General features: G+C 45.3%; 12 protein-coding genes. 6 read left to right on the top strand and 6 right to left on the bottom strand.

What is annotated here, in order from left to right:
• Positions 1-112 precede the first annotated feature (112 nt).
• Positions 113-1501, top strand: a complete 1389-nt coding sequence (locus ACN0QW_RS02010; RefSeq protein WP_417428317.1) for an aspartate aminotransferase family protein — start codon at positions 113-115, stop codon at positions 1499-1501.
• A gap of 80 nt (positions 1502-1581) precedes the next feature.
• Positions 1582-2040, top strand: a complete 459-nt coding sequence (locus ACN0QW_RS02005) for a GNAT family N-acetyltransferase (protein ID WP_417428315.1) — start codon at positions 1582-1584, stop codon at positions 2038-2040.
• A gap of 37 nt (positions 2041-2077) precedes the next feature.
• Here ACN0QW_RS02005 and ACN0QW_RS02000 read toward each other — a convergent pair whose 3' ends face one another.
• From ACN0QW_RS02000 to ACN0QW_RS01990, 3 genes are all read right to left on the bottom strand, one after another.
• Positions 2078-4276, bottom strand: a complete 2199-nt coding sequence (locus tag ACN0QW_RS02000; RefSeq protein ID WP_417428313.1) for an ATP-binding protein — start codon at positions 4274-4276, stop codon at positions 2078-2080.
• Positions 4254-5375: a substrate-binding domain-containing protein gene (locus ACN0QW_RS01995; RefSeq protein ID WP_417428311.1), complete on the bottom strand. Its 1122-nt coding sequence runs from the start codon at positions 5373-5375 to the stop codon at positions 4254-4256. Before ACN0QW_RS01995 ends, ACN0QW_RS02000 begins: the two co-directional genes overlap by 23 nt.
• 134 nt (positions 5376-5509) lie before the next feature.
• Complete coding sequence (locus ACN0QW_RS01990; protein ID WP_417428309.1) at positions 5510-5821, bottom strand: hypothetical protein; 312 nt, start codon at positions 5819-5821, stop codon at positions 5510-5512.
• 126 nt (positions 5822-5947) lie between these two features.
• Here ACN0QW_RS01990 and ACN0QW_RS01985 point away from each other — a divergent pair, with 126 nt between their 5' ends.
• On the top strand, positions 5948-6367 hold the full coding sequence (locus ACN0QW_RS01985; RefSeq protein ID WP_417428307.1) for an Lrp/AsnC family transcriptional regulator: 420 nt from the start codon (positions 5948-5950) through the stop codon (positions 6365-6367).
• A gap of 70 nt (positions 6368-6437) precedes the next feature.
• Here the strand turns inward: ACN0QW_RS01985 and metZ are convergent, their stop codons facing one another.
• Complete coding sequence (gene metZ, locus ACN0QW_RS01980; RefSeq protein WP_417428305.1) at positions 6438-7643, bottom strand: O-succinylhomoserine sulfhydrylase; 1206 nt, start codon at positions 7641-7643, stop codon at positions 6438-6440.
• Between the two features lie 70 nt (positions 7644-7713).
• Complete coding sequence (locus ACN0QW_RS01975) at positions 7714-8136, bottom strand: rhodanese-like domain-containing protein (RefSeq protein ID WP_417428303.1); 423 nt, start codon at positions 8134-8136, stop codon at positions 7714-7716.
• A 120-nt stretch (positions 8137-8256) separates the two neighbouring features.
• Here ACN0QW_RS01975 and ACN0QW_RS01970 point away from each other — a divergent pair, with 120 nt between their 5' ends.
• Entirely contained in the window at positions 8257-9267 is a 1011-nt protein-coding gene (locus ACN0QW_RS01970) for a hypothetical protein (RefSeq protein ID WP_417428301.1), read from the top strand.
• Between the two features lie 170 nt (positions 9268-9437).
• A complete protein-coding gene (locus ACN0QW_RS01965; RefSeq protein WP_299378574.1) occupies positions 9438-10580 on the top strand; it encodes a sensor domain-containing diguanylate cyclase in 1143 nt (380 codons plus the stop codon).
• Between the two features lie 93 nt (positions 10581-10673).
• Here the strand turns inward: ACN0QW_RS01965 and ACN0QW_RS01960 are convergent, their stop codons facing one another.
• A complete protein-coding gene (locus ACN0QW_RS01960) occupies positions 10674-11177 on the bottom strand; it encodes an Lrp/AsnC family transcriptional regulator (protein WP_417428298.1) in 504 nt (167 codons plus the stop codon).
• 211 nt (positions 11178-11388) lie between these two features.
• On the opposite strand from ACN0QW_RS01960, the gene ACN0QW_RS01955 reads away from it, so the two are divergent.
• Positions 11389-12378: a mitochondrial fission ELM1 family protein gene (locus tag ACN0QW_RS01955; protein WP_417428296.1), complete on the top strand. Its 990-nt coding sequence runs from the start codon at positions 11389-11391 to the stop codon at positions 12376-12378.
• Positions 12379-12624 lie beyond the last annotated feature (246 nt).

Below are 12624 nucleotides of genomic sequence, written 5' to 3'. Positions count from 1 at the left end.
CACACTCATAACTTTTCATTATACCTAAGATAAAGATATACAATTAGATTTATGCCTTTATATATTTCATAGTTCAGAACAAATCAACGAAACCTGCGAAGGCCTTAGCCCTATGAACAGTCATATCTCATCCTCCGCTAAAACGCCCCAAGGGGCCGAGGGTGACGTTAATCACTCTCCACGTCGCAAAGTCTGGCATGACAAAAATATTGATAAGGAAGCAGAGGAACTCCTTCGTAGAGATGAGAAAGTTTTTCTTCATCAATCCGTTTCCACGCCTTGTCTCTCGGTCATCAAAAAAGCCGAGGGTATTTGGATCGAAGACAACCGTGGACATCGATTCATGGATTTTCATGGCAACAATGTGCATCACATTGGCTATGGTCATCCCCGTTTAAAACAAGCAATCAAACAACAGCTAGATGATCTGTCCTTTGCACCACGACGCTTTACCTGTGATCCTGCCGTAGAGCTTGCCGAAAAGATAACTAGTCTCGCCCCCGGTGATTTAAACAAGGTTCTCTTCGCAACCGGAGGATCAGATGCCATCGAAATTGCCCTTGCCTATGCCCGCGCCAAGACAGGACGCTTCAAAACCATTTCTTTCTGGGACTCATTCCACGGGGCAGGATTTGGGGCGCGCTCTATCGGCGGCGAAGAGATGTTCCGCTCAGGCCCCATAGGCCCTCTGTTGCCCGGAACAGAACACGTGCCGCCGTTCGGTGATTATCGCAATGCATGGGGCGTAACAGAAGGTTCTGCGGAACTCTGCGCCAATACCATTCGTTACGTTCTGGAAAAGGAAGGGGATGTTGCCGCCGTCATTGCCGAGCCAACACGTGCTGTACCTTATGTTGCGCCACCAGGATTTTGGAAGAAAGTTCGCGAAGCCTGTAACGACTTTGGCGCACTTCTCATTTTTGATGAAATTCCAACAGGGCTAGGTAAAACCGGGAAGATGTTTTCTTGCGAATACGACGATGTCATTCCTGATATTCTGGTCGTTGGCAAAAGTCTTGGCGGTGGCATTCTTCCTATCGCCGCAACCATTTGTCGGCCAGAACTGGATATTGCAGATCGCTATGCCTATGGGCATTACACACACGAAAAAAACCCCGTCACGACCCGGGCTGCACTAACTACCTTACAAATCATCGAAGACGAAGGCTTGGTTGAAAATGCCGCAAAGGTTGGCGCTTATGCACTTGAACGCCTGCAGGAAATGCAACAACGTCATCCTCTGATTGGTGACGTGCGGGGACGTGGATGTCTATTCGGCGCGGAGCTTGTGACAGACAGAGACACGAGAGAACCAGCCAATGACGCAGCCGATATGGTTTTATATGCAGCTCTAGATAAAGGCCTTAGCTTCAAAACCACCATGGGGAATGTTCTGACCTTCACCCCTTCTCTGGTCACAACGCAACAAGAAATGGAAAATGCCATGGATATCATTGATGCCTGTCTTGCAGAAGTCGAGATAAAGCTGGGATATCAATGAACGCTCTCTTTCTAACGAGATTATTGCCACTTCTGGATTAACGTATTGCGGAGAAATATGATCACTCCTATTCTGCACCCATGACAAATATAACTTTCAGACAGGTACAAGAAGATGATCTTCCGGTAATCATCTCCATGCTGGCAGATGACGACCTCGGCTCAACACGCGAAGATGCTTCTCTGCCGGTGAATCAAAAATATCGAGCAGCCTTCGAAGCCATTGATAAAGATCAGAACCAGTACCTTACCGTGGTTGAACAGGCAAATGAGATTATCGGCTGCCTCCAACTAACCTTCATCCCCGGCCTTTCTCGCCTTGGCATGTGGCGAGGACAGATAGAAAGTGTCCGCATTGCTTCCGGTCATCGAGGCTCTGGCCTTGGTCGACAAATGTTTGAATGGGCCATCACTGAGTGTCGAAAGCGTGGTTGCGAACTCGTCCAGCTAACAACAGACAAGGCACGCCCTGAAGCCCTCAATTTTTATGAAAAGTTAGGCTTCAAAGCTAGCCACGAGGGCATGAAACTAAGCCTATAACCCTATAATTCCGGGCCGGTTTTAGTGGAGGTCAACTTTAGTGGATCGTTGTCTGATCCCCATTGGAAACGGTATCACCTGTCGTTCGGGAAGCTGGGAATGAAATCGTTATTTCAGTGCCTTTTCCCAGCTCACTGTGTATACGTAAATCACCATTATGCAGATCGGTGAGCGACCGCACCAAGGACAAGCCCAAGCCAGATCCTTCTCGTGTTCGCGTCATGCTATTTTCAACTTGAGCAAATGGGTCAAGGACACGGGCTAAATCGCCCTCTGCAATACCCACCCCTGTATCAGACACCCGAAGAACAATTTCACTCTTCTCATTGAGCAAAGTACTCGCCCGTACCATCCCGAGTTCTGGCGTAAACTTTATCGCATTACTAACAAGGTTCAATACTATTTGCTTCACACGCCTTTGATCCCCGATCATCTCGGGTAAAGCCTCAAAAGGCTCTATCTTAAGGTCAACTCTTGCATCTTCAGCTCTCGCCTTGAGCATGCGACACGCATCTTTTAGCGTTTTGTTCAGATCAAAATAGTCCTCGTCTATATTTACTTTGTGAAGCTCTAGCCGAGAAACATCCAAAATATCATTAATCAGACTTAGTAAATAAATGCCTGACTGATTGATATCCTCAATATATTGAAGTTTCTTTTCATCCAGCGTTTCCTTCAACTGCATCGACAGAAGATCAGAAAATCCAATCACAGCATTCAACGGCGTCCGAAGTTCATGGCTCATATTAGCAAGGAACTCTAGTTTGCTACGATTTGCATATTCAGCCTGTTCCTTGGCTGACCTCAGAGCTTTTTCCGCCTTGATTCGATCCGTAATATCAGTCGCAAAACCGCAAATACCGACGGTTTCACCAGCCCCTGACTTTAACGGAAACTTCACACTCAAATAAGTATGAATGCCATCATCGTGACGGGCCTGCTCCTCGAAAGTCATCGCTTTATTCTGTTTCAGAACTTCCAGATCATTCCCTGTCATTTCTTCTGAGAAATCAGCAGGTATATGTTCCATACCTTTTCGACCAATAAGTTGGTCTTTTTTGACCTGAAAAAGATCTTCATAGCTTTTATTTACAAAAAGATATCGCCCCTCAACATCCTTATAATAAATTACGGCACTTGCGTTATCGAGAATAGCTTCTGCACGAGCTTCCGTTTCTTCAAGATCCAGGACAACCTGATGCAAAACTTCGCCTATTTCGTTGAATTCCTTAATTCTTGAAGGGGCATACTGTTTTTGGTTCTTTCCGAGGGAAATATACGCAGCATATTCCTTTAAGTTATGAATAGCTGTCCGGCTAAACCGACGAACAACCCAAACAGACAACAACGATAATATAAAAGTAATCACGGCCATTGTCAGAACAATATCGAGATAATTTTGACCCAAGTTTTTTACCGTTTCTTGAGGATAAAATATTTTGAGCTCAAGAAACTGACTGTCAGAACTTTCGATATCTAAAGGAAGAGAAAGAGCAAGCACATCTTCAGAATCCGCCAGTGCGTCTGACACAGCATAAGTTTCAGTTGATCTATTATTAAGTTGAGAAACAATAATATCCCCAGACACTAAAGCCAAAGATGAGCTATCAACATTATTGTTAATTTTATTAAGAACAGATGTCGCGTCATTAAGAATAACCCCGGCATATAAATACCCCAGTACCTTACCCGAATTAAGGTGCAAGATTTCCTTTTTATGCAGAATAGAATAAAGCGTTTGCTCTTGTTCAACCGTCACAAACATCTCGTTAATAAAACGCATTCGATTGTTGGCGAGCGCCTGTTCCAACAAACGACCTGTTTCAAAGAGGGATGCGCTTACATCAATCGTTTCAGTTCCCTGCCCAATTTGGACAAACAAGACATCAAGGTCTCCATCTTGTTGCGAATAATACGCCTCGTTCAACGCTTCTGCGACAAGCTCATGATTCCCCGACTGCAAACCCGTTGTAACTTTTTCATTAATAACAGTTAAATCCAGAACACTTTTGGATACCTGTAAATGTGCATCAAAGAGAAGTCGGCCAATAGTTTTACTTTTCTCCCCCAAGCTACTGATATCAGTCTGAACCGCGTCACGGGCCCCCCAATAACCGGCAAAACTAACAACCCCTGAGACCGCCAGCATCAAGCACAAAAATGCTGCGGCAATGACTGTCGACAGCCTGAAGACATACCTTCCTTTTGAAATATTAGTCCGAGTACCGGAAGGCATCTTTTTTCCATATCAAAAGCTGTTCCGAGGTAGTTGACTGATCAACAACCTTAAAGTCACCAGAAAAAACGGTCGGAACCTGTTTTTCTTTTCCAGCCAGTACCAACTTTATGGCTTCGGCCATTGCCACCCCGTTATCGTCATTCATACGCATAACAGTAAAATCCATTTCCCCACGACTTATTGCGGCAAGCTCGCTACTTCCTCCGCCCCAACCATTGACCTTGACCTGCCCCAATCGCTTTGTCTCTCTCAACGCATCAATTACACCTATGGCAATATCAGTAGAGCAGGCATAGATAAAATCGAGATCCGCATTTTCATTTAAGAGCTCCATTGTTGCCCGGTAAGCCTTTTCACGATTAAAATCAACATAGTAAGACCCCAGAAGTTTTGAGCTTTTATGTTGAGACATTTCTCTATGGAAGACACCCCCGCGTAGGCTGCTTACATAACCCTGCGTACCATAAAGAATAGCATAATTGGCGCCATCAGGATACTCACTCTTATAGCGATCAGCTAAAATCTGTGCCCCGACACCATGATCAAAACCGACGTAGAGTAAAGGTTGCTTTTTCTCGAATGCTTTAATCGGTGATGTGATATTTTGCAGCAGTACACGGGTCTTACCAGCCGAGATTATACGATCAATCATCCCCTTATGTCTCGTTGCATCCAGCGTAAAAACTAAAAAATCTGCTGGATCATTAACACTTTGCCCAAGCAGTTTTCCCTGAAGCGCGACTTCTGTACCTGCCTTGGTAAAATGAGACGACAGCTCATAGGAAATATTAAGCTCCTTCATCCTGCCTTCGAACGAAGCTATAGAACGCCGCCAGTAATCAGAAAATTGAAGACCTGGATACACGATCAAAACTTTAACCGGAGGAAATTTCTTCTCTCCGAAAGTCTTTGCAATACCCCGTACCTGTTCAAAGAACTGTTCGGAAATCGCGACCTGATCCGGGTGTATCTTCAGGTATTTACTCAACAACCAATATTCTTGTGCACTTTGCGCATACCCTAGGGATGGCAACTTAACCAAAAATACAAAAAACAGAAAAAAGAGAAAGCCTATACGTTTAAAACAACCAACCACTAAATCGCCCTTAGCAACTAAATAACGGAGTTTGGCGTTCAACTATTGCAGTAAAAAATTACATATAGGTTAACCTTTGGATGTATTGCGCAGTAAAATAAATGGGTCAGCCCCAAATAAATTTACACCGTCTTTCAAATACTTCCCATTTTCTCTATGACTAAAACTCTGGCCATCCCCTGAGGATGAGCAACATGTTCTTCCCCTTCTTCTGCAATAAAGAGTGAACCTTCACCCATCATATAGTGGCGCGTTTCACCACACTCTCTATAAAACATCTTCACCTTCCCCTCTAAAACAACAAATACTTCCTTGCCATCATTTACGTGCCATTTATAAGGCTTATCCGTCCAATGCAAACGTATGGATGCCCCTTCGACAACTGCCAAGTCCAATGCATCCCAAGCCTTTTCTCCGGCAAAATCACTCGCGTTGAGAAAATTCATTTTAACCTCCTAATAAATATCAATTCCATAGCCACTATTTTAAAGCTGGCCTCTGATATCTAAATAGGCATGATGTGTTGTACAGCCTGTTATTATAACTATGATTGACCGATATATGAGGACCTTTTGGACACCAAAGATCAAAAACTTTTGCTGCTACTAAGACAAAATGCTCGCGCATCAATAAAAGAGCTCGCTGCAGGCATTGATTTATCAAGAACCGCGTTGGTAGAGCGAATTAAACGATTAGAAAAAGATGGTGAAATAACGGGTTATACTCTCAAGCCGGCGAGCAAAAAAACAAAAATCAGGCTCTACCTCATGGTTAAGACACATCTACCGTCCTGCGAAATCATTGCGCCTCGCTTAGAAAGAATTCCATCCGTTACAGCTTGCCATTCTTTGGGTGGCTCAATCGATATAGTCATAGAGCTTGCTCTGGAAACCACCCAAGAAGCCAACGAGATCAGAGAGCTTGTTTCAAACTATCCAGAAGTTAGTGAAGTATCGACGTCGACCATTTTAAAAACCCATTTTCAAAAATAGGATTACCTTTAAACCATAAAAGGCCACCATAATTGGTGACCTTTTATACTTACATCCGAGAACAGTAAAATTATAAAGCTCGAATAGCCTGTTCCAAATCTTCTTTCAAATCATCCGCATCTTCAAGGCCGACTGAAATTCTCAAGAAGCCCTGCGTAATACCAACAGCCAAACGTTCTTCTTCACTCAAGCGTTGATGCGTCGTCGAGGAGGGGTGGGTAATCAAAGTCTTGGAATCGCCAAGGTTATTTGAAATATCCGCAACACGAAGACGGTTTAGAACTTTAAAGGCAGCTTCTTTACCTCCCTCTAATTCAAGACCAATCAACGTACTTCCCTTGCCAGACATCTGTGCCATAGCAAGATCATATTGTGGATGCGATTTCAGACCGGGATAAATCACTTTCTTCAGATCCGGCAGCCCTTCCATATGGTGTGCCAGCGCCAAGGCATTATCGCTCATCCGATCAACGCGCAGGGCAAGCGTCTCAAGCCCCTTAACCATTGTCCAAGCGTTAAAGGGGCTCATGGATGGTCCTGTGTGACGGAGGAAATCCTTAAGATGATCAGTGTCAAATTCCTGGGAACAGAGAATAGCACCGCCCATGCAACGCCCCTGTCCGTCGATATGTTTGGTTGTTGAATAGACAACAATATCTGCGCCAAATTCCAACGGCTTTTGCAACATCGGTGTCGCAAAAACATTATCGACAATCACCAATGCACCTGCTGCATGCGCCATTTCACAAACGGCTTTTAGATCAATAATATCTAGCGCAGGGTTTGACGGTGTTTCCAACAAAACAGCTTTGGCACCTTTGGCAAGTGCTGTTTCCCAAGCTTTCAAGTCGGTTCCATCAACAACCTCTGTCTCAACACCATACCGAGGCAGAAGCTCGTTCAGGATAAACAGGCAAGAACCAAAGAGTGCTTTGGCACCGACAACGCGATCCCCTGCCTTCACCTGACAAAGAAGAGCTGCATTCACCGCAGCCATACCACTTGCTGTTCCACGACAGACTTCAGCGCCCTCAAGCAACCGCATACGTTCTTCAAACATGGAAAGTGTTGGATTCGCGTACCGAGAATAGACATAACGTTCGCGACCCCCGTTAAAGGCTTCTTCTGCCTCTTCAGCAGAGCTGTAAACGTAACCAGAATTCAGATACAGCGCCTCACTCGTTTCATCAAAGCCGCTACGCATGAGCCCGCCGCGCACCAGTTCTGTCTGGGGGCGAAGCTTTTGTGCTGAAGCATTTGATTTGCTGTTCGTCATCTTTCCTAATCCATTTACTTTATTATGCCCTGAGGGATATTTCTCCGAAAGGAACACTTATTAATTACGGTTAATTTTGTTTCCAGGGAATACCTGCGGCTTTCCAGCCCGCTACTTTCCCCCGATGGCCGCTTTCATCCACAGGCCCTTCGAAGCCATGCAAAATGTTGAAACAGTATTTATAACCGAGTGACGTTAACGCGATCGCCGCTGAAACGGACCGCACTCCTGACCGACACAGTATATAAAGGGACTGTTCTTCATGTATTCCCAACTGCTTTATCGTCGTCACAAAATCAGGATTAACCTGCATCTGCGGATAAACCTGCCAAGAAAGGAGTTGCGCATCTTTCCCTAATGGTGACAGGTCAGGCACACCGACGAACTGGAATTCCGGAACTGTTCGCACATCAAGTAAAACAGCATTCGGGTCCTTTTCCAAGACATCCCAAGCTTGCTCTACCGAGACATCACCTGCGTATTGTTGTTCCATTCTGATCTCCATTTGTGCCAGACAATTGGTTAATGGCGCTTATTAATATTGAGAATTAGGGATTTTAAAACCTTTTTCATCAAATACTTTATTCAAATACTTTTGAAATAGGATTCAGGCATGTCTGATTTAGAAGAACTTCGCACCCGGGTCGAAGCAGCAGAAGAACATTTTGGTCTTATAGCTGATCAACAAAAAGGTTATAGCCAACGCTTGATTGCCCTGCTCAATATTACCGAGCAGAAGGATCAGACCATCGGCAAACTCGAATATGAAAACGAGCAGCTACGCACGATGCTGTTCTCTCTTTTGCAATCTATCGAAAAGGGAGATACGACAAATACCTTGCAGGACATGGATGTACGCATCTCAGCAATGACGAGCGAAGTTGTTGGAATTGAAAACAAATCGGTAGATGACGATCTTTCTCTTCCCGTCCCCGAGGCAGAGGCCAATGATGAAGAAGAAGCCATCAACCTAGAGGTAGGTACGCCAGAACTCCATAGCTCTGGCTCAACAGAAAGCAACGAAGAAGGCGATCTCGACGAAATCGAAGAACTTGTCTTTGATCTTGAATCTGATGATGACAATAATGCCATGCCTGCGGACGAAGCCGATCTAGCGGCGGACGATTTGTGCGATAGCTCTGAGGATGAAGCAGACGACATTTCTATGGAAGATGTCTCCGAATCCGACGGTGCCCTCGATTCTCTTGAATCAGGCTCAGAAGACGAAGCTGCATCAGAAGAAATGGCCGATGCAACAGAAGACGATATTATCGCTGAAATCGCAGACAATCTGGAAGAAGTACTTCCCACTGAAGAAAACAGTGCTGAAGAACAAATCATGGATGACACAGATACCGAGGATTCCGGGATGGAGACCTCTGACACAGGCGACGTAGATACCCCCTTAGAAGGGTTGGAAGACCCTCTCGAAGACCAAATCCTGTCTCAGGAAAGTACCACAGACGAAAGCTCAACAGTCGCAGAAGATATCCCTTTGAGCGAAGACACCGATATTGACAGTTTCCTAGATGAAAACGCTGATGAAGAAGAGAAACCAGGCACCCCAGAAATCGAAGATATAATGGAGCGCATTTCAAAACAGGCACTTTCACAGAGCGAATAAAAAAGGGAGATTTATCTATAAAATTCCGATTTTATTTTCCCGAGAAATGACCTTACTTTAATGCCAATCAAAACATCTTTCTTATTCGAAAAGCATCCCTACCCGTGATTTCGGACTACTTAAAATTATACCTCCCCCCGATTCTGCTCGTCACAGGAGCTATTTATCTGGTGGCCTATCCGCAAAGCTATCCCGCACCGATAGATCTGCTGCTCGCTATTGCACCGACAACCTTGTCGATTTTGGGGGCTGGGCTTTGTCTTTGGTTTAGAAAAATCAATCCTGTTTTTTGTTTCGCCATTGCTGTTGGTCTTTCCTATTTCAGTGGTGAGATGTCTGAGACACAGTATTCAGCCGCATTTATATTGATCCCCCTTATGTGGGTGGGGCTAGCGATTAGTGAAGAACGCGGGCTTTTAACCCCTTCGGGTTTCACGAAAGGATTATCACTCTTCGCCGCAGCCGGGATGATTGCGACACTTGGGTATCCAGCCAATGACCTGGGCATCTTTTCCAACCTGTGGATTGATTTGAACTACGCCATGCAATGGCGTCCCACCTGGGGCCTCTGGATGCCTCTGCCTGCTTTGGCCTTTGGCGCATTCAGTTTCGCTGCTCTGGTTTTGACCGTTCGTCTAATCATCTACCAAAGGCCAATGGATGCAGGTTATCTTGGGGGGCTCATCGCACTATTGGGTGCCGCCCTTCGATTTGGAGATTTTCCCGCCACTCCCATATTTATAACCCTCGCATCTCTGTTACTTATTCTCAGCCTTTTCCAAGAATCACACCGTATGGCTTTTCTGGACGAGTTGACCCGTATTCCAGCCCGGCGGGCATTGCTTGCAGACATGAAAAAACTGGGGCGTCGCTACACACTGGCGATGGTCGATATAGATTTCTTTAAAAAATTTAATGATACCTACGGGCATGATGTCGGCGACCAGGTTTTACGCATGGTCTCTTCCCGTCTTAACCAGACGGGCGGTGGATGCCGCGCCTACCGATACGGAGGGGAAGAATTCACCTTACTTTTCCCCGGAAAGACCGTTGACGAAGCTTTCGACTATCTGGAAGAAGTCAGGGAACGTATTCAAGGAACTGTTTTTGTTATCAGGGGATCAGATCGACCCGCGAAAAAACCGTCAAAATCAAAGAAGAGTAGCAGTAATAAAAAAGTTAAAGTCACCGTATCCATTGGTGTGTCAGAACGAACTGAAAAGCACGAAGACCCGATGGATGTCATGAAAAAAGCAGACCGTGCCCTTTACAAAGCAAAAGATAAGGGCAGGAACTGTGTGATCGACATGTAAATGCCCTTCCCAAAAAAAAGAAGCTCTGATTTCATAAGAGATACAGAGCTTCTTTTTATTTATCTTACCAGTGCTTAATAGTGAATACTGGGCTTATTCCTGTCCGCCCCCCAAAAGAAGCGCATCATTATCATCAATTGGAACCCCAGGAATATGCTTGGAGGTTCTGATGACTTGAATGGTCTGTACTGTCGCCACATGAGGCGCAGCCGTTAGCTTTTCTGTTAATTCGTTTTCATGACTGGTATTGCGGGCAACCAGCTTTAAAACAAAATCATTAGAGCCACGGGTCATGCTGCTTTCGCGCACTTCCGGCCACTCATTCATAAAGCTTTCAAATTCAGTCAACACCTGCTCGGACTGACCAGAAAGGCCAACAAGGGCATAGAAAGTCACTTCATAGCCCAAGGCTTCGGCCTCTAGCTCTGCGTGATACCCCTTGATAAAGCCAGCCTCTTCCAAAGCCCTTACCCGTCTTAGGCAAGGGGGTGCAGAAATACCTGCCCGGCGGGCGAGTTCGACGTTCGTAACACGTCCATCTTCCTGAAGATCCTGAAGTATACGAAGATCTATACGATCTAACTTTACGCGGCGCATGCAAACGTCCTGTACAGTGTTTCCGGTAACACCCTAAGCCTTCATGCGGTCACATGATAAACAATTAGAGCGAATCGAGTAATTTTGAGTAACAATATTACTCGTGACCTCCATCTTTTCAAGATCCAACAAACAAATTCTATTAGGTAACTGTCACAATAGTGGTCTTTTCCTTGTCTAAATCCTCTTGTCGCGCGATATTCCCTGAACAATGACAGAAATTAAGAAAAACCTTGTTTGCTGGGCTGTTAGCGATGGACGCGCCGGTATAGAAGCCAATTGTCTGGGCCTGGCAGCAGCAATGGGGGTTGCTCCTGTCATTCACCATGTGCAGATGAAATTTCCTTGGAAGTGGCTACCACCAGCTCTCATCCCGCTGCATACCGGTATTTACGATGCATCTCTCTTTCCCCCACAAGACGCGCACGAAGAAAGCTGGCCAGACGTTATAATCGGCTGTGGACGGCAAGCCGCGCTTTTTACCGCACTGGTGCGCAAACTGAGTAAGGGCAAAACCTTTGCCATTCAGATTCAGGATTCCAAGATATCGCCAGACCTTTATGATCTGGTCGTAACACCAGAACACGATAAATTAAGAGGCTCTAATGTCCTAACCACCTGTGGAGCCCTTAATAAAATCACACCAGATCTGCTTGAGGTTAGTAAAAAAGAACTCGCCCCACGCATCTCAGGCCTGCCAAGACCGTTAGTTGCTGTTTTGATCGGCGGAAAAAGCAAAGCCTACGATTTAACAGAAAACATTATTCATCAACTTGGCAATCAGCTTCAAAATCTGCATCAACAAACTGGATGTGGGTTTCTGCTAACAACATCAAGACGAACCGGACAGAAAAACGCGGCCTTATTATCCGGCTACCTGAAAGACATTCCGGCTTTTGTATGGGATGGACAGTCCCCGAACCCTTATTTTGGTTTTTTAGGATCAGCCGACGCCATCATTGTCACCAGTGATTCCGTGAATATGGTTACAGAGGCTGCAAGTACTGGCCGGCCAGTCTTTACCGTCGATTTGGCAGGGGGCACCAAAAAATTTGATCGCTTTCACCAAAAGCTTAGAGATGACGGTATCATCCGCCCCTTTAACGGTACGTTAGAGACATGGCCCTATCCTCCGCTTTGCGAATCACAGCGGATAGCCAAGATCATATTGAAAAAGCTTGATAATTCCGGGCGTCGATAACAGAAACACAAAAGCCTTTAGATAAAGCCCAAAAGATATTGATCTGCCCCTTGTAGAGAACGTCTAGGCACTCTATTTTTCACTCAAGCATAAGACGATTCTATCGTGATTTTCACCGAGATTTCCCCAAGATTACTACAGGGATTTCCACCTCGTTTCTCACCACTTAGATCAATTATTGATCAACTTTGGTGTTGTTATGGTGTCTCGGAATAATGTCGATCCGATAAAGACACAAACGAGAAA

The sequence above is a fragment of the Kiloniella sp. genome (assembly GCF_048259265.1).
Lineage (GTDB): Bacteria > Pseudomonadota > Alphaproteobacteria > Kiloniellales > Kiloniellaceae > Kiloniella.
This window is presented reverse-complemented; position numbering and strand designations above follow the sequence as displayed.

Excerpts from the sequence above, each read along its gene's own strand:
- ACN0QW_RS01955 (WP_417428296.1), top strand. The coding sequence starts at position 11,389 with ATGACAGAAATTAAGAAAAACCTTGTTTGCTGGGCTGTTAGCGATGGA.
- ACN0QW_RS01975 (WP_417428303.1), bottom strand. The coding sequence starts at position 8,136 with ATGGAACAACAATACGCAGGTGATGTCTCGGTAGAGCAAGCTTGGGAT.
- metZ (WP_417428305.1), bottom strand. The coding sequence starts at position 7,643 with ATGACGAACAGCAAATCAAATGCTTCAGCACAAAAGCTTCGCCCCCAG.
- ACN0QW_RS02005 (WP_417428315.1), top strand. The coding sequence starts at position 1,582 with ATGACAAATATAACTTTCAGACAGGTACAAGAAGATGATCTTCCGGTA.
- ACN0QW_RS02000 (WP_417428313.1), bottom strand. The coding sequence starts at position 4,276 with ATGCCTTCCGGTACTCGGACTAATATTTCAAAAGGAAGGTATGTCTTC.
- ACN0QW_RS01990 (WP_417428309.1), bottom strand. The coding sequence starts at position 5,821 with ATGAATTTTCTCAACGCGAGTGATTTTGCCGGAGAAAAGGCTTGGGAT.
- ACN0QW_RS01960 (WP_417428298.1), bottom strand. The coding sequence starts at position 11,177 with ATGCGCCGCGTAAAGTTAGATCGTATAGATCTTCGTATACTTCAGGAT.
- ACN0QW_RS01970 (WP_417428301.1), top strand. The coding sequence starts at position 8,257 with ATGTCTGATTTAGAAGAACTTCGCACCCGGGTCGAAGCAGCAGAAGAA.
- ACN0QW_RS02010 (WP_417428317.1), top strand. The coding sequence starts at position 113 with ATGAACAGTCATATCTCATCCTCCGCTAAAACGCCCCAAGGGGCCGAG.